Consider the following 17,673-nt stretch of genomic DNA (forward strand, 5'->3'; position numbering starts at 1 on the left):
GCCCCGCAGCATCATCACAGCCCGTGTGTCACATGTCCGTGGACATCTCGTGTCTCATATGTCCCCAGACTGAACACGTAGCAGGCTACGAAGTTTCACTCACATGCGGCGCAGCCGCTCTCACTTCCAGCGGGCCAGAACTTCTTCGGCGCGCTTGGCGAGCACCATCTGGAAGATCGGGCCGAAGCTGATGCGACCGACGCCGAGGGAAGCGAAGTGCGAGAGGTCGCCCTCGGCGGGGTTGGCGATGGCGTTGATGGGCAGCGGGAGTTCTTCGGCGAGACGCTTGTAGTCGTCGTCGTTGTGGAAGCCGACGGGGTAGAGCGAGTCGGCACCGGCAGCGGCGGCCAGTTTCAGGCGTGCGATGGCGCGGTCGACGCGATCGTTCTCGTCACCGATCTGCTTGACGAACAGGTCGGTGCGAGCGTTGATGACGACGTGGACGTCGGTGGCGTCGGATGCCGCGCGGAGGGCTCCGACGAAGTCGGCGTGTTCCTGTGCTTCACGAAGTCGGCCGCCCTCGCTGTGGACGGTGTCCTCGATGTTGAGGCCGACGGCTCCGGCGGAGATCAGTCCGTCGATCAGGCGCTTGGGGTCTTCTCCGTAGCCGGACTCGATGTCGACCGAGAGCGGTGCGTCCACGGCGGCGGAGATCTGGGAGATGCGGGTGAGCAGTTCGTCGAAGGTGATGCCCTCGTTGTCCGGCTTGCCGATCGAGTCGGAGACGGGGTGGCTGCCGACGGTCAGTGCAGTGAAGCCGGCGGACACGGCGAGGTTGGCGGACCAGGCGTCCCATACGGTCGGCAGGACGACCGGGTTGCCCGGCTGGTGCAGCTCGAGCAGGGTGGTGGCCTTCTGGGACAGGTCGGTCATGGAGACTCCTTCGCGGCGGTTGTGGAGAACGTACGTTCTCCCACGTCCAACATACGCGCTTCAGTCGATCAAATCGAGGGCCTTCATTCGGTCGAACACCATCAACGACCCCGGGGCGACATCGGGCATGGCGGCGTACTCGTCGCGAGTGAAGTACCGAATCTCGGCGATCTCGCTGGTCGGCGTCGGCTCGTCGGCAAGATCGGCGAGAAAACACGTGATCTCGAGCGGGGTGCCCATCGGATGGCCCCAGGCCTGGCACTCGAATACTCCGAGCAGCCGAACGTCGATGACCGCGGCGTCGAGTTCTTCCCTGATCTCGCGGTGCAGCGCCTGCTCGGGCGACTCGCCGGGATCGATCTTGCCGCCGGCCATGTAGAAGGCAGATTTGCCCGTCGACCGCGTCTGAAGCATGCGGCGGTGGCGAACGTAGGCAAGACCGGCGGTGCGAATGGGTTTCGAATTACTCATCGACGATCGACTCTCTCTATCGGAAACGTCCGGTTTGTACCGCATGGCACGCCGTCGACCACGCAAAGTAGGATGGAAACCGACAAACGTGCCCGCCACCGTTCGGTGGTCGGTCCGCTATTTCTCAAAGACCGAGTCTTCGGAGACCCAGGTCGATTTCACACACAATTTCACGACCCTACTCATCGCCGCCCTACGACCACCGCCCCGGCCCGAAAGCCGAGGCGACCGAGACGACGGAGTGATTTTTGCTCTCTATTCTTCTTGCGCACGCCGCCGCCGCGCTGCTCGCGCCGCTTCTCGTCCGATGGTGGGGACGTACTGCATTCTTCCCTTTGGCCCTGGTGCCACTGCTCAGCCTGATCTGGGTGTTCGGCAACTGGAACACCGACCAGAAGCTGCACATCGAATGGGTTCCCGGCCTGTCGATGGACATCGACATGCGCTTCGATTCGCTCGCCGCCATCATGTCGTTGCTCGTTCTGGGCATCGGTTCGCTGATCCTGCTGTACTGCGCGCGCTACTTCGAGGACGACGAGCCCAGGCTGGGCCTGTTCGCCGCCGAGATGGTCGCGTTCTCCGGAGCCATGTTCGGTCTGATCACCAGCGACAACATGCTCGTGCTCTACATCTTCTGGGAAATCACGACGGTGTTGTCGTTCCTGCTGGTCGGCCACTATGCAGAACGCGCGTCGAGTCGGCGCGCCGCGACGCAGGCTCTGCTCGTCACCACCGCAGGTGGTCTGGCGATGCTGGTGGGCATCATCGTCCTCGGCCAGGCCGCTGGGTCGTACAACCTGTCCGACGTCGTCGCGAACGCCCCGGGCGGCTGGCTGCCCGGAGTGGCGATCGTGTTGATCCTCATCGGCGCACTGAGTAAATCGGCCATCGTGCCGATGCACTTCTGGCTGCCCGGTGCCATGGCCGCGCCGACACCGGTCAGTGGGTACCTGCACGCCGCCGCGATGGTCAAGGCCGGTATCTACCTGGTCGCGCGTCTCGCTCCGGGTTTCGCGGACTCCGGTCCGTGGCGCGCCACGGTCATCAGCCTCGGATTGCTGTCGATGATTCTGGCCGGCTGGAGAGCACTCCGTGCCTTCGACCTCAAGCTCATTCTGGCGTTCGGCACGGTCAGCCAGCTGGGCTTCCTGATGGTCCTGGTCGGCATCGGATCCGAGAAGGCCATGCTGGCCGGTCTGACGATGGTGATCGCGCACGCGATGTTCAAGGCCACCCTGTTCATGGTGGTCGGCATCATCGACCACACCACCGGCACTCGAGACATTCGTAAGCTCGCCCACCTGGGCAAGAAGGCCCCGTGGCTCGCCGCCATTGCAGCGCTCGCGGCGGCGAGCATGGCCGGACTACCACCGATGATCGGGTTCGTCGGCAAGGAAACAGCCCTGTCGGCCGTGATCAGCACTCCGACGCTCGACCCCACGGTCGCGGCTGTCGTCGTCGCAGGCCTGGTGATCGGCTCGATTCTGACAGTCACATACAGCATTCGGTTCGTCTGGGGCGCGTTCGCCCGCAAACAGCTCAAGCGTCCGAGCCCGTCCGTCAGAGCAATGCATGCACCCTCCGCTTTGTTCCTCGCCGCGCCCGCGTTCCTCGCCGTTCTGGGTCTGATCGCCGGATTCACGTCCTCGGTCGTCGACCACATCGTCAGTCCCTACGCCCGAACCCTGCCGTCGTACGGGCAGGAGCCTTACCACCTGGCGTTGTGGCACGGGTTCAACCTGCCGCTGGCGTTGACCGTCGTCGTCGTCACCGGCGGCGTCGGGCTGTTCATCGCACATCGGGTGGTCAACCGACTCAAGTTCGAGCATCCCCCGCTCGGCAACGCAGACCGCATCTACGACAACGTGCTCAAGTTCATGGACACCCTGTCCATCCGCCTCACCGGCACCACGCAGCGCGGTTCGCTCCCCCTCACCCAGGGCACCATCTTGCTGACCCTGGTGCTGCTGCCGATCATCGTGTTGCTCGTCGGGCAGAAGCCAGGCCTGGAGTACACCCTCTGGAACACCCCGCTGCAGTTGGTCATCGGAGTGATCATGATCGCGGGTGGCCTCGGCGCAACAGTGATGCGCAACCGTCTGGCCAGCGTCATCCTCGTCGGACTCACCGGATACGGCTGCGGCGTCATCTTCGCCATCCACGGTGCACCCGACCTCGCCCTGACTCAGTTCCTCGTCGAGACGCTGACCCTCGTGGTCTTCGTGCTGGTGCTGCGCAAGCTACCGGCCGAGGTCGACGACCGGGGCTCGGCGGGTTCGCGTGGCCCCCGCGCCGCACTCGCCGTCGCCGTCGGAGCGACCGTCAGCGTGCTCGGCGCGTTCGCGATGAACGCCCGCAGTGCCGCGCCGGTCTCACTGCAGTTCCCCGAGGCCGCGTACGAGCTCGGCGACGGCAAGAACATTGTTAACGTGATCCTCGTCGACATCCGCGCCTGGGACACACTCGGCGAAATCTGCGTACTCCTCGTCGCCGCGACCGGCGTGGCCAGCCTGGTGTTCCGCAACCGCCGGTTCGGCAGCGCTCCGCGGGTGTCCGACGCCCCCGCATCGTCCTCGGACACGAACGACGCGGCGGAGACGACGTGGCTGCTCGGCGGCGATCTGATCGATCCGCGGCATCGTTCGTTGATTCTCGAGGTCACGACGCGGTTGATCTTCCCGACGATCATGGTGCTGTCGATCTACTTCTTCTTCTCCGGACACAATGCCCCCGGCGGCGGTTTCGCCGGTGGTCTGACGGCGGGCCTCGCGCTGGTGCTGCGGTATCTCGCCGGCGGCCGGTACGAGCTCGGTGAAGCGGTCCCGATCGACGCAGGCAAGATCCTGGGTCTCGGGTTGATCTTCGCGGCCGGCACGGCGGTGGCGTCGATGTTCCTCGGCGCTCCGGCACTGTCGTCGGCGACGTTGGAAGTGACACTGCCGATTCTCGGTGACATCAAGCTGGTCACCGCATTGTTCTTCGACCTCGGTGTCTATCTCATCGTGGTCGGGTTGGTACTCGACGTGCTCCGCAGTCTCGGCGCGCGTCTCGACGCACAGGTGGAAATGCAGAGCCAAGGCCGAGTGAGTGCCCGATGACCGCAGATGTCGGAATGCTCGTCATCGTCGGCGTTCTCGTCGCATCGGGTGTGTACCTGCTGCTCGAACGCAGCATCACCAAGATGCTGCTCGGTCTGCTGCTGTTCGGCAACGGAGTCAATCTGTTGCTGCTCACCGTCGGCGGCCCGGCAGGTACCCCGCCTATCGTCGGTCGAGACAACTCGCTGCACCAGAACATGGCCGATCCGCTGGCTCAGGCCATGATCCTGACGGCGATCGTCATCACCATGGGTATCGCCGCCTTCGTGCTCGCGCTGGCGTATCGATCGTTCACGCTCAACACCAAGGACGACCTCGAGAACGACCCCGAGGACACCAAGGTCTCCCAGCGCCGTTCGATGGCCGAAGCACCGGACCGCGACCGTTCCGACGACCCGGTCACCGGTGAGCCGAGCTTCGGCGGCGACGCTTTCGACTCGAAGGGCAATCCGATCCCGCTCGAGCAGATCAGGAACCTCGAAGACCTGGAGTGCTACGAGGATCTGCACGACGGCGACTTCGACAACGACGACGACAACCCCCAGCTCCGCGGTCTCGACGGACTCGACACGGCCGAGAAAGACGACAGCCGACCGGAGCACCCCAGCACCGACGACTCCAGCACCGACGACTCCAGCTCCGACGACACGAAGGGAGACGACAAGTGACGATCTCCCCGGGCGTGATCGATGCCCTGACGCCGCTGCCCGTGCTCATCCCGATGCTCGCCGCGGCACTGACGCTGGTGCTGGGACGTCGCCCCCGCGCGCAGCGTTTCATCACTCTCGCCGCGCTGACCGCGGTGGTCGCGATTTCGTCGATGATGCTCTACCTCGCCGATCGCGATGGGACCAGCGCACTGCAGGTCGGCGGCTGGGATTCACCACTGGGCATTTCGCTGGTGGTGGACCGGCTGTCGGCGATGATGCTCGTCGTCTCGTCGATCGTGTTGCTCGCGGTCATGGTGTACTCGATCGGCCAGGGCATCCGCGACGGCAGCGAGAATCAGCCAGTCTCGATCTTCCTGCCCACCTATCTGGCCTTGACCGCAGGCGTCTGCAACGCGTTTCTCGCCGGCGACCTGTTCAATCTGTTCGTCGGCTTCGAGGTACTGCTCGCCGCCTCGTTCGTGTTGCTGACGCTCGGTGCGAGTGCCGACCGGGTCCGCGCCGGCGTGTCCTACGTGATGGTCTCGATGGTCTCCTCGCTGATCTTCCTGATCGGCATCGCATTGGTCTACGGCGCCACCGGAACACTGAACTTGGCCCACATCGCAGTGCGGATGGACGACATCCCGTCCGGCACTCGTACGGCCATCTTCGCGGTGTTGCTGGTTGCGTTCGGCATCAAGGCCGCGGTGTTCCCGCTGTCCACGTGGCTGCCCGACTCATACCCCACAGCCCCGGCTCCGGTCACCGCGGTGTTCGCCGGCTTGCTGACGAAAGTCGGTGTCTACGCCATCATTCGCGCGCACACGCTGCTGTTCCCGGACGGCTCACTCGACAACGTGCTGATGGTCTGCGGCCTGCTGACGATGCTCGTCGGCATCCTCGGCTCCATCGCACAGAGCGACATCAAACGACTGCTCTCGTTCACTCTGGTCAGCCACATCGGCTACATGATCTTCGGCGTCGCGCTGTCGACTCAATCGGGACTGTCCGGCTCGATCTACTATGTGGCCCACCACATTCTGGTGCAGACGACCCTGTTCCTCGTCGTCGGCCTGATCGAACGTCAGGCCGGTTCGTCGTCACTGCGACGGCTCGGCGGATTGGCCGCGGCCAGCCCGGTGCTGGCCATCGTCTTCCTGGTGCCGGCCCTCAATCTCGGTGGTATTCCACCGTTCTCGGGGTTCATCGGCAAGGTCGCCCTGCTGCAGGCCGGCAGCGACCAGGGCAGCGTACTGGCCTGGTTGCTCGTGGCCGGCGGCACTGTCACCAGCCTGCTGACGCTCTACGTGGTTGCTCGCGTCTGGACCAAGGCGTTCTGGCGAGCCCGCGCCGACGCACCGGAAGGCGACCTCGCGGACAACAGCCCCTCTGCCCTGCTCGACGATTCCTCGGACATCCAGTTCGGTGACCGCGAGGATGTGGGCCGGATGCCCGCCTTCATGTTGATCCCGACGATCGGCCTGGTCGTCGTCGGTTTGGCGATGACGGTGTTCGCCGGGCGCATCATCGACATCAGCGATCGGGCGGCGGCGGATCTGCGGGATCGCTCGGTGTACATCGACGCGGTGCGTGGAGCCGAGTTCGTCGGCGATCAGGCCTACGAACAGGCACGCGCAGACGAGGAGGGCACCCGATGAAGATGAACCGTTCCTTCCTGCTGCGAATCTGGACACTGGGATGGTTGACGGCTATCTGGGTTCTGTTGTGGGGCAACGTCTCTGCGGCCAACATCCTCGGCGGACTCGCGGTCGGCCTGCTCATCATGGTGCTGTTGCCGTTGCCGCGGGTGCCGGTCGAGGGACGCATCCACGTGTTCTCGCTCGTAAAGCTCGCAGTCGTATTTCTCTATTACGCAGCCGAATCCAGTGTCAGTGTGGCGTGGTTGGCGATCCGCCCGAAGGCACCGCCGGTCACCGGTGTGCTGCGCTGCCGCATCGCCATCAAGTCCGATCTGGTGCTCACCCTCTTCGTCGACGCGATGAATCTCGTCCCGGGCACGATGGTCCTCGAGATCGATCGCACCCGACGCCTGTTGTACGTGCACGTGCTGGACATGGGTACCCAGAAGGCAGTCGACGGCTTCTACGCCTACGTCCGGCATCTGGAGAAGCTGTTCATCGCCGGCTTCGAGCGTGATTCCGACTGGAAGCCCAGCCCCCTGCACTACCAGGAGTACGAGCGGTACCACGGGGTGCTCGGTGACGACCCCGTGGAAGCCGATTCGGACGCTCCTCGGGACGACAAGAAGACCGACGACAAGAGGAAGGGGGACTGGTCGTGACCGTTGTTCTCGCAATAGCCGGCGTCCTCCTGATCGCCGCCGCGATCCTCACCGCGTTCCGACTGCTCGACGGCCCCAGCACGCTCGACCGGCTCGTGGCCATGGACACGATTCTTGCCGTCTCCATGTGTGGCCTCGCCGTCTGGGCCGTCTACAGCCGCGACACCACGCTGGTACCAGCCATCGTCGCGCTGTCGCTGGTCAGCTTCGTCGGGTCGGTCAGCATCGCACGATTCCGGGTGAGGGACGAATGAGCACGATTGCCCAGGTCATTGCCTCGACCTTCATCCTGTTGGGGGCTCTGCTGGCCTTCACGGCCGCCGTGGGCATCGTTCGCTTTCCCGATACCCTCTCGCGCATGCACGCGGCCACAAAGCCGCAGGTGGTCGGGTTGATCATGGTGTTGGTCGGCGCGATCATCAGCCTGCGCGGCAATGTCGACATCTGGATGCTGGTGCTGGTCGGCATCTTCACTCTCGTCACTGCTCCGGTGATTGCGCACACCGTGGGACGCGTCGCCTACCGGGAACAGCGCGGGCGCGACGGCCTGCTCATCGTCAACGAGATGGAACCGAACGAACCCGATCAGTGAAGCGCGAGCGATCGGCGAAGAACGCGGTATGGAATCCGAACGCCATACCGATCAGGATTCCGAGCACGAGCGGACCGAACACCAGTGGGTTCGCGGCGAATTCCTCGGCGAGGTAGCGGTAGCTCAGCAGTAGGGCGGCCATCGCGACGCAACCGTAGGTCACCAGCGTGATCCGGTCGCGGTCCCATCCCCGTTCCGGGTCGCGCAGCAAAGATTCGATGGTGAGGCACAGGACCGCGCCCGCCACCAGGTCGACGCCGTAGTGGTAACCGAATCCGAGCGTCGCAGCCAGTGTTCCCAACAGCCACAGTGTGCCGCCGGTGCGCAGCCACCAGGGGCCGCGTCGGGAATGGATGAAGATGCTCAGAGCCCACGCGGTGTGCAGGCTCGGCATGCAGTTGCGCGGCGTCTGCGAGTCGAACGGGATCTCGCCGAGGCTGCCCGAGAGCGAAACCGACTGCGTCGGCCACGACTCGAACGCGAACATCGGGCCCACCACCGGGAACAGCAGGTAGAACACCGGTCCGACGAGTCCGATGAGCAGGAACGTGCGGAACAGGAAGTGTCTCGGCCACGCTGACCCCGCGGCGACCCCACGCAGTTGGTACAGCGCAACGATGATCGCCGCGACGGGGAGCTGAATGTAGATCCAGTGCAGCGTTCCCTCGGCGACCGGGCCGAGTCGGTCCAGAATGCTGCCGAGCACCCAGGACGGATTTCCCAGCGCATGATCGGAGGCGTATGCGTATTCGTCGAGAACGTAGGGCCGGACCAAGGTCGTGATGTGCAACCAGGCATCGCCGGCCTTGGTCGCGAGCAGCAACAGTGCGCCGAGGGCGACGCCGCGCATCGCCCGAGCGTCATGGCGCCGGACGACATGGAACGCGAGCGCGACCAGCACCAGCGACGGCCCGTTCCCGACGGTCGGTGGCACATCCAACAGATACCGGCCGCCCAGTACGACGGCATCGAGCGCGGCAGCGACGGCCAGTACGCGCAGGCGGGACGAGCTGTTCAGACCTACCGTGGCCAGGACGAGCGCCGCCCACGGCAGCGACATCGACTTCGGTGTTCCGAACATGTCGTTCCACATGCTCGGCAACGGGCCGGGGAAGTTCCATTTCCACGCGACGACCTGCAGCGTCAGCAGAAACGCTGCGACAAGGACCGCACCGACGATCAGAGGACGAACAGAGTCCTCACGTGTCGCATCGACCTCGACGCTCTCGACGTCCCCCTGCAGCACGCCGTTGATCGTAAACGCTGAGTGAACACAAAATTAAATACAGAGGGTCACGATTGGAGATCGGTGACCAACGACTCCACGACGGCACGTAGATCGCCGCCGGATTTCGCGGCCACTGCACGCTGGCGTTGATACGAGGCACCGAGGCGGGGAATGTCGGCCACCGCGGCAAGCTCGTCGACGCAATTCAACCGGACCGCCGTCGGAGTCAACTTCTCCAGTAAGTCGTGCAGATCATCGGTGACCAGCCGCTCGTTGCTGTCGGCGTCGAGAATGATCTCGGCGTCGAGGCCGTACCGGGCAGCTCGCCACTTGTTCTCCTGGACGTGCCACGGCGGGATCGTCGGCAGGGTCTCGCCTGCTTCGAGTCGTTCGTCGAGATGCACGATCAGGCAGTGCGTCAACGCGACGAGGGCCGCGAGTTCACGCTTGGTCGATGCGCCGTCGCACACCCGAACCTCGATGGTTCCCCACTTCGGAGCCGGGCGGATGTCCCAGTGCATGCCCCCGAGCTGCTCGATGACGCCGGTCTTGAGCTGATCACGAACGAATCCCTCGAACTGCGACCAGTCGTCGAACTGAAACGGCAGACCGGCCGTCGGCAACTGTTGAAACATCAGTGCTCGGTTGCTGGCGTATCCGGTGTCGTTGCCCGCCCAGATCGGCGACGACGCCGACAGTGCCAACAGATGCGGGTATTGCAGCAGCAACGAGTTGAGGATGGGAAAGACCTTGTCGGGAGAGGACACCCCGACGTGGACGTGCACGCCCCAGATGAGCATCTGTCGGCCCCACCACTGGGTACGCGCGATGAGCTCGTCGTAGCTCGGGGAGCTGGTCAGCTGCTGCGTCGACCATTCCGCGAACGGGTGCGTCCCGGCCGAGAACAGATCGATCCCCAGAGGATCCGCGGCTCGGCGCACCAGGTCCAACGAGCCGCCGAGGTCCTCCATGGCCTCCCCGACGTTCTCGCACACTCCGGTGACGAGTTCGACGGTGTTGCGCAGCAGTTCCTTCGTCACCCGAGGCGTGTCTCCGGCGAGGTCACGAACGCCGTCCATGACTGCCTCGGCGGAGTTGACGAGATCCCGCGTGCTCTTGTCAACCAGCGCAATTTCCCACTCCACGCCGAGCGTGGGTCGCGGAGAACTCGCGAAGTCGATCCGGGGAGCGTTCAAACTACTTCAGTACCGCGCACGCCGCCCGAGCACCGGCATCACCGGTCATCAGGGTCGCCATGTCGGGTACCGCAGCACCGTCGGGCAACGTGTACCGCGGCGGGATGTTGGCGAAGTTGTCTGCGCCCTCGTGCACGATGACCGACGTTCCGGCACCACCGGCGCGCAGGTCGTCCAGCGTGATCGCATCGGTGGTGGTGACCAGGCGGCCCGTGCCGTCCTCGCCCACCTGGATCGACGACAGGTCGCCGCTGGAGGGGTGTTCGGTGCGTCCGTCGACCTGCAGGTGACCACCCGCAGAGAGGAAGTTGCCCGGCTCACCGCCGGTAGGTGCCACCGAGTTGGGCTCGCAGGCCCCGACGGTGTGGACGTGGAAGCCGTGGAAGCCCGGCGTCATGTTCTCGACCTCGGCCGTGACGGTGAGCTTCTCGCCCTCCGACGCGAACGACACGGTGCCCACCTCGGCACCGGACGCGTTGCGGAGCACGCCCTCGATCATGTTCTCGGAGCTGCCTTCCGAGCCACTCTCTGCCCGACCGTCACCGGCGACTGCGGCCGCGGACGGGTCTGCTTCACCGGTCCACACCGGCGGCACCGTGCCGGGTGTGTCGGACGCGACCTCGCCGTTGCTGCAGGCGGAGAGCCCGAGAGCGGCGATCGCGAGGACCGGGGCCACGTAACGCAAAGAGCGGGTCGCAGCAGTGCGTCGCTTGAACAGGTCCATCGAAGAGTGCTCCTCTTTCGGGCAGGGTGAAGGGCTTGCAAAATCATAACGTGCCGACCGATTCGGCCGAACCGGACAGGTTGTCATGCCGGCGAGTTACTGCGTCACGATGACGACGACACCCGCGGTGGATTCGAGTGAACTCGGTTTGGGCTCGGCCGGAATGCCGAGTTGGGTGGCGATCGTCTGCGCTGCCTGCTGCTCACCGGTGTCGGTGCCGTAGTACACCGCGGTCTGGGCGAACTGGGCTTCGCTGAAGTTGCCGGTCTCGGCGACCGTCCAGCCCTTGGCGGTGAGTGTGCTCGCAGTGCCGGCGGCGAGCCCGGAGACGTTGGAGTTGTTGAGCACGCGCACCTCGACATCGGCGGCGGCGCGAGAGGTGGTTGCCGCGGAGGACGTGGTCGACGACGCGGCAGGAGCCTGCGCGGCGGGAGCTTGGGTACCGGGAGCTTGCGCGACCGGAGCGGCAGCCGTCGTCGTCGCGGCAGCGGGCGCCTCTGCGGCGGCATCCTCGGAATCGGAGCCGGTCAGAGACAGTGCACCGACCGCTGCGAACAGGATCGCGAGCGAGATCAGCACCATGGCCAGGGCACGGAGGGGTGGCCCGGTCTGTTCCGGGTTGGGGCTGCTCACGTACTCGACCCTAGCCGACCGTCGATCGAGACCTTTTTAACGGAGCTTGCACCTTCCCCAGGGAGCAACATCTCTCGGCAGAGTCGAAACCCGGCGCGGGGGATCAGACGTCGAAACCGAGCCGACGTGCGGCGCGGGCCTTCTGCCTGCTCGCACGCAAACGGCGCAGTCGCTTGACCAGCATCGGGTCTGCGGCAAGGGCTTCGGGACGATCCACCAACGCGTTGAGGATCTGGTAGTAGCGGGTTGCCGACATGGAGAAGAGTTCCTTGATCGCCTCTTCCTTGGCCCCGGCGTACTTCCACCACTGGCGCTCGAAGGACAGGATGTCGTGCTCTCGTCGGCTCAAGCCGTCCGCACCGACTTCGTTCGGATCGTGAGAGCCGTCCGATCCCGGTTGCTGAGACTGGTTCGAGTCACGCGCTGCTGCGCCGTCCATCCCACTCCTCGACTTCTCGACTCCCCTGGGCCCGTGCGACAACCGACCCCGAGGAAATCTGCTTCCCCCAGTGCTGCCGGCACCCGTACGAGTACCGACCGAACTTCGAGCGAATTACACAGTTGTACTTCGGGGATCATTCAACCACGTTCGACCGCCCGGACCCGGCTCCCGCGAGGTACTCGCGCGTGGCGTGTTCGTCGACGACCGAACCGTCGGTGCGACACTCGTCCACCGGCTCCGCTCCCGACGGGCCGGTGGGTGGGCCGGGCGTCACCCACTATCCTTGTCGACCATGGCAATTCTTCCCATCCGGATCGTCGGCGATCCGGTGCTCCACACTGCGACCGATCCCGTCACCGAGTCGCCGGCCGAGCTCGCCGAGCTGATCGCCGACATGTACGAGACGTTGGCGGCCGCCAACGGCGTCGGACTGGCGGCGAACCAGGTGGGCGTCGGTAAGCGTCTGTTCATCTACGACTGCCCCGACCAGGGCGCGGACGGCAAGGTTTTCCGCCGCCGCGGAGAGGTCGTCAACCCGGTGCTCGAGACGTCCGAAATTCCCGAGACGATGCCCGACCCCGACGATGACGACGAGGGGTGCCTCTCGGTCCCCGGTGAGCAGTACCCCACCGGTCGGGCCGACTGGGCGCGAGTGACCGGTACCGACGCCAACGGCGATCCGGTGGACATCGAGGGCCGCGGGTTCTTCGCCCGGATGTTGCAGCACGAGGTGGGTCACCTCGACGGCTTCCTCTACACCGATGTGCTCATCGGTCGCCACGCGCGAGCGGCGAAGAAGGCGATCAAGCGCTCCGGGTGGGGCGTCCCCGGCCTCAGCTGGGTGCCGGGCACCGTCGACGACCCCTTCGGCCACGACGACGAGGACGAGGACTGATCGCTGCCGTGACCGTTCCGCCGGGGACGCGGGTGATGCTGCGGTACCGACTGCCACCCGGCCACACCCATCCGATGACGGACGTCATCGGGGAATTGGTGTCGGCCGACGCGGTCGCGGTGTCGGTCCGCGCCAAGGACGGCGCTCTGGTGCAGGTGGCCGCCGATCGCATAGTGGCCTTGAAGCCGTTGGGCCCCAAACCTGTTCGCACCTCGGAGATTCGGGCTCTCGAGGCGGCCGCGGCCGACGGGTGGCCGGGTGTCGAACAGGAGTGGATCACCGGCTGGCAGTTGCGTTTCGGGCACGGCTTCACCGGGCGCGCCAATTCGGCGGTGCCTCTCGAGCCCGGCGCAGCAGCAGATTCCGAGACGGTGGCCGCGATCTCCGCCCGATACGACGCACGAGGACTGACGCCGATCCTCGCCCTCCCCGACCGTCTCGCGACCGCACCGGCCGGTTGGTCGACGTTCAACGAGACCGTCGTCATGGCGGCGGATATCTCGAATCTGGTTCTACGCGAGGGCGACTCGCCTGTCACCGTCACCCCCGAACCGACCGCCGACTGGTTGAGTTCTCTGCGCTACCAAGGCCGAGAGGCGACGACGGGTGCTGCCGAGGTGGTCTCGGCGGTGCGCAACGGAACCCTCGGTTTCGGCGCGATCGGGAACGCAGGAGTCGGATCGATCGCAGTGGGCCGAGCCGCCGTCACCGCGGCCCCGGACGGTCGGTCGTGGGTGGGCTTGACCGCGCTCTGGGTGTCCCCCGAGCATCGCCGCAACGGTCTCGGCACGCTGATGTGCGGCGAGCTGGTGCGGTGGGGATGCGAGAACGGCGCCACGCACGCATACCTTCAGGTGGCCGTCGACAACACCGATGCCCAGGCGCTCTACCGCGATCTGGGATTCGGCGAGCATCACCGCTATCGCTACGCGCGCCCGGACGACACGATCGGCCGCGAGCCTGTCGGACGCGTTCTATAGGGTTCCTTCCCGTGCGCTTTGCTACCTGGAATGTGAACTCCGTCCGCTCTCGGCAGGATCGAATCGTCGATTGGTTGCAGCGATCCGACGTCGACGTGCTGGCGATGCAGGAAACCAAGTGCAAGGACGCACAGTTTCCGTACGAGCGGTTCACCGAGATCGGCTACGAGGTTGCCCACGTCGGGCTCAGTCAGTGGAACGGCGTGGCGATCGCGTCGCGCGTCGGCTTGGACGACGTGCAGGCCGGCTTCGAGGACCAGCCCGGGTTCAGCAAGGATCCCGAGGTCGAGGCCGCAGACGAGGCCCGAGCCATCGGAGCGACCTGCAACGGGGTGCGCATCTGGAGCCTGTACGTGCCGAACGGCCGCGAGCTCGCCGATCCGCACTACACCTACAAGCTCGAGTGGCTCGCGGCACTGAAGGCCGACGCGCAGGCGTGGGTGGCGGCGGACCCACAGGCGCAGATCGCGCTCGTCGGCGACTGGAACATCGCTCCCACCGACGACGACGTGTGGGATCCCGCCCTGTTCGAGGGCAAGACTCACACCTCGCAGCCGGAGCGTGATGCCTTCGCGGCATTCTCCGAGGCCGGTTTCACCGAAGTGACGCGGCAGTTCACTCCCGAGCCCAGGACGTTCACGTACTGGGACTACACCCAGCTCAGATTTCCGAAGAAACAAGGTCTGCGTATCGACATGGCGTTGACCTCACCTGCCCTGACGGCTCGCGTGACCGGCGCATCGATCGATCGCGAGGAGCGTAAGGGCAAGGGTGCCAGCGATCATGCTCCGGTGATCGTGGAGATCGGCTGAGCCGCGGCCGTCTCTGCTATTCGACGACCAGGTCCAAGAACTCCGGGTGCTGCGCCAGGTAGCGACGGACGTAGGTGCAGATCGGCACGATGCGCCAGTCGCGGTCGCGCGCGGTGTTCAGCGATGCGCGCACGAGCACTCCTGCCCAGCCGCGGTCGCCGTATTCCTCTTTGACGACCGTGTGCATCAGCGCGACGACCGATTCGTCGCCGGCTGCGTCGTCGCCATCGCCGAACCGATAGCCGAGGATGCCGACGAGATCGTCGTCGACGAACAGATCGAATCTGTTGTGATCGGCGTTGTCCTCGATGCGGACCGAGGGGCGCTCGACCGGAATCGCCGCGTCGGAGCGGCGGTGAATGATGTGACTCATGTCACTTATGAGACCAGAGTTGCTCGAGTGTCGCGGGGAAAGTGCACCGATCGACGCCGAGTCGAGTCCTTTACGTAACCAGCCGTGGCGTGACCGGCCGGGCAGTGCAAGTACTCAGAGAGCGACGAGCATGTCGTTGTACTCGGGGTTGGCCGCCGCGAAGCGCTGGACGTAGGTGCAGACCGGCTTGACCTTCCAGCCGTAGGACCGCGCGCTGTCGAGGGCGCGGCGAACCAGAATGCCGGCCAAGCCTTGATGACCGAAGTCCTCGGTGACGACGGTGTGCATGAAGGAGACGACATGCGTGCGTGTCGCACGGGCTCCGTTTCCTTCGACTTCGAAGAATCCGACGATGCCGACGAGGTCGCCGTTCAGTCGAAGCTCGAAGCGATTCTGGTCTTTGTTGATCGAGACATCAGCACTGGGAGAACTCGCAAGCATGGACGCCTCCTTTGCTGGGTGTGGAGTGGTGGAGGAACTTCGGAACCGAGACGGTATGTGACGTGCACCACTATTAAACATGCGCGAGGTGGGTCTGTCACCTTTTCTACCAACAAACCTTCGGATGCGTAGGTTTGTCCATCGATCCCGAACCGGATGCTGGTACAGCTCATAAGTGTCCCCGTGCGGCGTTGTGATACAACAACATTCAAAGTGTCACCATGTTTTCACCAACATTCACCTCCGGCGGCTCGCCTGCCGAGACCCTGCCGATCGCGGCCCGCCGGTACTGTCGTCTCTCGTGAAGTTCCTACCGCTCACGCCCAACGGCGAGACTCCCGTCCGCGCGCTGACGATCGCCGGAACCGACTCCGGCGGCGGTGCCGGAATCCAGGCGGACAGTCGCACGATGGCCATGTTGGGCGTGCACGCATGTGTTGCCGTCGCGGCGGTGACGGTCCAGAACACCGTCGGCGTGACGGGCTTCCACGAGATCCCGCCGGAGATCGTCGCGGCTCAGGTTCGCTCGGTGGTATCGGACATCGGCGTCGGCGCAGCGAAGACCGGGATGCTGGCGTCCACCGCGATCATCGAGGCGGTCACGGCCGTGTGCACCGAGGTGGGTATCGGCCGCGACCACCCGGTGCCGCTCGTCGTCGACCCGGTGTGCGCGTCCATGCATGGTGACCCCCTACTGCACGCCGAGGCGCTCGACGCCATCCGGCACACGCTGTTTCCCATCGCCTCGCTGGTGACTCCCAACCTCGACGAGGTTCGGTTGATCACCGGCATCGATGTCGTCGACGACGCCGGCGCGCGTCGCGCCGCCGAGGCGCTGCACGGATTGGGCGCGCAATGGGCCCTGGTCAAGGGCGGTCACCTCCGCACCTCGACCCACAGCACCGATCTACTGTTCGACGGCGACACCTTCCTCGAATTCACCAGCGAACGCATCGACACCGGCAACGATCACGGCGGCGGCGACACCCTCGCGGCCTCGATCGCGTCGGCGCTGGCCCACGGATACTCGATGCCCGACGCGGTAGCGTTCGGCAAGGAATGGGTCACCCGTTGCCTGGCCGCGTCCTACGACCTCGGTGCGGGCCACGGCCCGGTGTCACCGCTGTGGCGACTGCACGAGTCGGAGGATGCGTAGGTCGTCGGGTGCGCCCTTGATCTTCGGAGCGAAGAAGCTGCGCCGATAAGGCTTGGCGACCACGTGCAACGCGTCGAGCACCTCCGGTGACACGGCGTCGAGTGCGGCGGCCGAGATCATGATGTTGCCGTTTCCGCCGGTCTGCATGACCCGCGCTGCGACGGTGACGTCGACACCGAGCCAGTCGGAACCGACCTGACGCGGGCTTCCGGTGTGGATTCCGACGCGCATCGTCGGGGTGTAGCCGTCGACGTCCACGCTGGTGAGGGCCTCACGCGCCGCGAATACGGCGTCCACGGCTTTGCCTGCGTCGGCGAACACGGCCATGATGCCGTCGCCCAGCCGTTTCACGACGTGACCGCCGCGGGACACGACCTCGGGTTCGACGGCTTTGGAGACTTTACGGAGCAACGTCAATGTGGCGGTATCGCCGGCGCGCAGTGACCACGACGAGAATCCGACGAGATCGGTGAAGACGATCGTGACGTCCTCGTCGCCGCGGCCCCGGCCGGCTCGCTCGAGGATGGCCTGCCACACCTGCAGGGCACCGAGGCCGAGTTCGCGGGAGGCACCCGGTTCGTCGTCGAGTCCGTTCGCTGCCAGGAACCGATCCGCCACGCGCGCGACGGCCAGTGCGCGTCCCGGACCGTCGATCGACAGCGGATCACCGAACGTGGGGTCACCGGGTAATGCGCGACGCACACGCCGAACCGCCCCGACGACGGTGGGCGCTCGGTTGGTGGTGCGGACCCACTCCACCACCGAGGAGACGACTGCGTTCACAGCATCGAGCGTAACTCACGGTTA

At 65.4% G+C, this 17,673-nt stretch carries 20 protein-coding genes; 10 read left to right on the plus strand and 10 right to left on the minus strand.

The genetic code is table 11. The features are described from left to right. Positions 1-120: 120 nt before the first annotated feature. Entirely contained in the window at positions 121-873 is a 753-nt protein-coding gene (locus tag AB0P23_RS20415; RefSeq protein WP_032365137.1) for an isocitrate lyase/phosphoenolpyruvate mutase family protein, read from the minus strand. 60 nt (positions 874-933) lie between these two features. Continuing rightward, a complete protein-coding gene (locus tag AB0P23_RS20420; protein WP_363799098.1) occupies positions 934-1,344 on the minus strand; it encodes an NUDIX domain-containing protein in 411 nt (136 codons plus the stop codon). A 248-nt stretch (positions 1,345-1,592) separates the two neighbouring features. On the opposite strand from AB0P23_RS20420, the gene AB0P23_RS20425 reads away from it, so the two are divergent. Genes AB0P23_RS20425 through mnhG form a run of 6 tightly spaced genes read left to right on the plus strand, consistent with a single transcriptional unit; the run spans position 1,593 to position 7,986 of the window. After that, the gene (locus AB0P23_RS20425; RefSeq protein ID WP_032401070.1) at positions 1,593-4,442 is read left to right on the plus strand and encodes a Na+/H+ antiporter subunit A; all 2,850 of its coding nucleotides are present in this window, start codon (positions 1,593-1,595) and stop codon (positions 4,440-4,442) included. Then, positions 4,439-5,110 (plus strand): Na(+)/H(+) antiporter subunit C, encoded by a 672-nt coding sequence (locus AB0P23_RS20430; RefSeq protein WP_032401071.1) that lies wholly within the window; start codon positions 4,439-4,441, stop codon positions 5,108-5,110. The genes AB0P23_RS20425 and AB0P23_RS20430 overlap by 4 nt, the downstream gene beginning before the upstream one ends. Beyond that, the gene (locus AB0P23_RS20435; RefSeq protein WP_027498466.1) at positions 5,107-6,750 is read left to right on the plus strand and encodes a Na+/H+ antiporter subunit D; all 1,644 of its coding nucleotides are present in this window, start codon (positions 5,107-5,109) and stop codon (positions 6,748-6,750) included. Before AB0P23_RS20430 ends, AB0P23_RS20435 begins: the two co-directional genes overlap by 4 nt. Continuing rightward, entirely contained in the window at positions 6,747-7,394 is a 648-nt protein-coding gene (locus AB0P23_RS20440; protein WP_032401072.1) for a Na+/H+ antiporter subunit E, read from the plus strand. The genes AB0P23_RS20435 and AB0P23_RS20440 overlap by 4 nt, the downstream gene beginning before the upstream one ends. Further along, complete coding sequence (locus AB0P23_RS20445) at positions 7,391-7,648, plus strand: monovalent cation/H+ antiporter complex subunit F (protein ID WP_032401073.1); 258 nt, start codon at positions 7,391-7,393, stop codon at positions 7,646-7,648. The genes AB0P23_RS20440 and AB0P23_RS20445 overlap by 4 nt, the downstream gene beginning before the upstream one ends. Next, positions 7,645-7,986, plus strand: a complete 342-nt coding sequence (mnhG, locus tag AB0P23_RS20450) for a monovalent cation/H(+) antiporter subunit G (RefSeq protein ID WP_032374729.1) — start codon at positions 7,645-7,647, stop codon at positions 7,984-7,986. The genes AB0P23_RS20445 and mnhG overlap by 4 nt, the downstream gene beginning before the upstream one ends. Here the strand turns inward: mnhG and AB0P23_RS20455 are convergent. From AB0P23_RS20455 to AB0P23_RS20475, 5 genes are all read right to left on the minus strand, one after another. Further along, positions 7,952-9,232, minus strand: coding sequence for a DUF5933 domain-containing protein (locus tag AB0P23_RS20455; RefSeq protein WP_363799103.1), 1,281 nt, complete (start codon positions 9,230-9,232; stop codon positions 7,952-7,954). The genes mnhG and AB0P23_RS20455 overlap by 35 nt on opposite strands. 47 nt (positions 9,233-9,279) lie before the next feature. Further along, complete coding sequence (locus tag AB0P23_RS20460) at positions 9,280-10,410, minus strand: glutamate--cysteine ligase (protein ID WP_027498472.1); 1,131 nt, start codon at positions 10,408-10,410, stop codon at positions 9,280-9,282. A gap of 1 nt (position 10,411) precedes the next feature. Then, positions 10,412-11,134, minus strand: a complete 723-nt coding sequence (locus tag AB0P23_RS20465) for a superoxide dismutase family protein (protein WP_032365131.1) — start codon at positions 11,132-11,134, stop codon at positions 10,412-10,414. A 96-nt stretch (positions 11,135-11,230) separates the two neighbouring features. Further along, positions 11,231-11,767 carry a LytR C-terminal domain-containing protein gene (locus AB0P23_RS20470; protein WP_230593534.1) on the minus strand — a complete coding sequence of 179 codons (537 nt, stop codon included), beginning with the start codon at positions 11,765-11,767 and terminating at the stop codon, positions 11,231-11,233. 103 nt (positions 11,768-11,870) lie between these two features. Then, on the minus strand, positions 11,871-12,206 hold the full coding sequence (locus AB0P23_RS20475) for a DUF3263 domain-containing protein (RefSeq protein WP_032365130.1): 336 nt from the start codon (positions 12,204-12,206) through the stop codon (positions 11,871-11,873). 295 nt (positions 12,207-12,501) lie between these two features. Between AB0P23_RS20475 and AB0P23_RS20480 the strand changes: the two genes are divergently transcribed. Genes AB0P23_RS20480 through AB0P23_RS20490 form a run of 3 tightly spaced genes read left to right on the plus strand, consistent with a single transcriptional unit; the run spans position 12,502 to position 14,896 of the window. Then, positions 12,502-13,104, plus strand: coding sequence for a peptide deformylase (locus AB0P23_RS20480; protein WP_027498476.1), 603 nt, complete (start codon positions 12,502-12,504; stop codon positions 13,102-13,104). Between the two features lie 35 nt (positions 13,105-13,139). After that, positions 13,140-14,084: a GNAT family N-acetyltransferase gene (locus AB0P23_RS20485; RefSeq protein WP_045840665.1), complete on the plus strand. Its 945-nt coding sequence runs from the start codon at positions 13,140-13,142 to the stop codon at positions 14,082-14,084. Between the two features lie 11 nt (positions 14,085-14,095). After that, the gene (locus AB0P23_RS20490) at positions 14,096-14,896 is read left to right on the plus strand and encodes an exodeoxyribonuclease III (protein ID WP_027498477.1); all 801 of its coding nucleotides are present in this window, start codon (positions 14,096-14,098) and stop codon (positions 14,894-14,896) included. A 16-nt stretch (positions 14,897-14,912) separates the two neighbouring features. On the opposite strand, the gene AB0P23_RS20495 is transcribed toward AB0P23_RS20490, so the two are convergent. Further along, the gene (locus AB0P23_RS20495; RefSeq protein WP_045840626.1) at positions 14,913-15,269 is read right to left on the minus strand and encodes a GNAT family N-acetyltransferase; all 357 of its coding nucleotides are present in this window, start codon (positions 15,267-15,269) and stop codon (positions 14,913-14,915) included. A gap of 114 nt (positions 15,270-15,383) precedes the next feature. Next, positions 15,384-15,710, minus strand: a complete 327-nt coding sequence (locus AB0P23_RS20500) for a GNAT family N-acetyltransferase (protein ID WP_027498479.1) — start codon at positions 15,708-15,710, stop codon at positions 15,384-15,386. Positions 15,711-16,011: 301 nt separating this feature from the next. Between AB0P23_RS20500 and thiD the strand changes: the two genes are divergently transcribed. Next, positions 16,012-16,866, plus strand: a complete 855-nt coding sequence (thiD, locus tag AB0P23_RS20505; RefSeq protein WP_032365126.1) for a bifunctional hydroxymethylpyrimidine kinase/phosphomethylpyrimidine kinase — start codon at positions 16,012-16,014, stop codon at positions 16,864-16,866. Here the strand turns inward: thiD and AB0P23_RS20510 are convergent. Then, positions 16,828-17,649: an adenylate/guanylate cyclase domain-containing protein gene (locus AB0P23_RS20510; RefSeq protein ID WP_032401075.1), complete on the minus strand. Its 822-nt coding sequence runs from the start codon at positions 17,647-17,649 to the stop codon at positions 16,828-16,830. The two genes, thiD and AB0P23_RS20510, sit on opposite strands and share 39 nt — an antisense overlap. Between the last annotated feature and the right edge of the window lie 24 nt (positions 17,650-17,673).

The sequence above is a fragment of the Rhodococcus sp. NPDC077669 genome (genome assembly GCF_040686915.1).
GTDB lineage: Bacteria > Actinomycetota > Actinomycetes > Mycobacteriales > Mycobacteriaceae > Rhodococcoides > Rhodococcoides fascians.

Bases quoted from the DNA above. Each gene is read 5' to 3' on its own strand.
- AB0P23_RS20415 (WP_032365137.1), bottom strand. From the start codon at position 873: ATGACCGACCTGTCCCAGAAGGCCACCACCCTGCTCGAGCTGCACCAG.
- AB0P23_RS20420 (WP_363799098.1), bottom strand. From the start codon at position 1,344: ATGAGTAATTCGAAACCCATTCGCACCGCCGGTCTTGCCTACGTTCGC.
- AB0P23_RS20430 (WP_032401071.1), top strand. From the start codon at position 4,439: ATGACCGCAGATGTCGGAATGCTCGTCATCGTCGGCGTTCTCGTCGCA.
- AB0P23_RS20440 (WP_032401072.1), top strand. From the start codon at position 6,747: ATGAAGATGAACCGTTCCTTCCTGCTGCGAATCTGGACACTGGGATGG.
- mnhG (WP_032374729.1), top strand. From the start codon at position 7,645: ATGAGCACGATTGCCCAGGTCATTGCCTCGACCTTCATCCTGTTGGGG.
- AB0P23_RS20465 (WP_032365131.1), bottom strand. From the start codon at position 11,134: ATGGACCTGTTCAAGCGACGCACTGCTGCGACCCGCTCTTTGCGTTAC.
- AB0P23_RS20475 (WP_032365130.1), bottom strand. From the start codon at position 12,206: ATGGACGGCGCAGCAGCGCGTGACTCGAACCAGTCTCAGCAACCGGGA.
- AB0P23_RS20480 (WP_027498476.1), top strand. From the start codon at position 12,502: ATGGCAATTCTTCCCATCCGGATCGTCGGCGATCCGGTGCTCCACACT.
- AB0P23_RS20485 (WP_045840665.1), top strand. From the start codon at position 13,140: ATGCTGCGGTACCGACTGCCACCCGGCCACACCCATCCGATGACGGAC.
- AB0P23_RS20495 (WP_045840626.1), bottom strand. From the start codon at position 15,269: ATGAGTCACATCATTCACCGCCGCTCCGACGCGGCGATTCCGGTCGAG.
- AB0P23_RS20500 (WP_027498479.1), bottom strand. From the start codon at position 15,710: ATGCTTGCGAGTTCTCCCAGTGCTGATGTCTCGATCAACAAAGACCAG.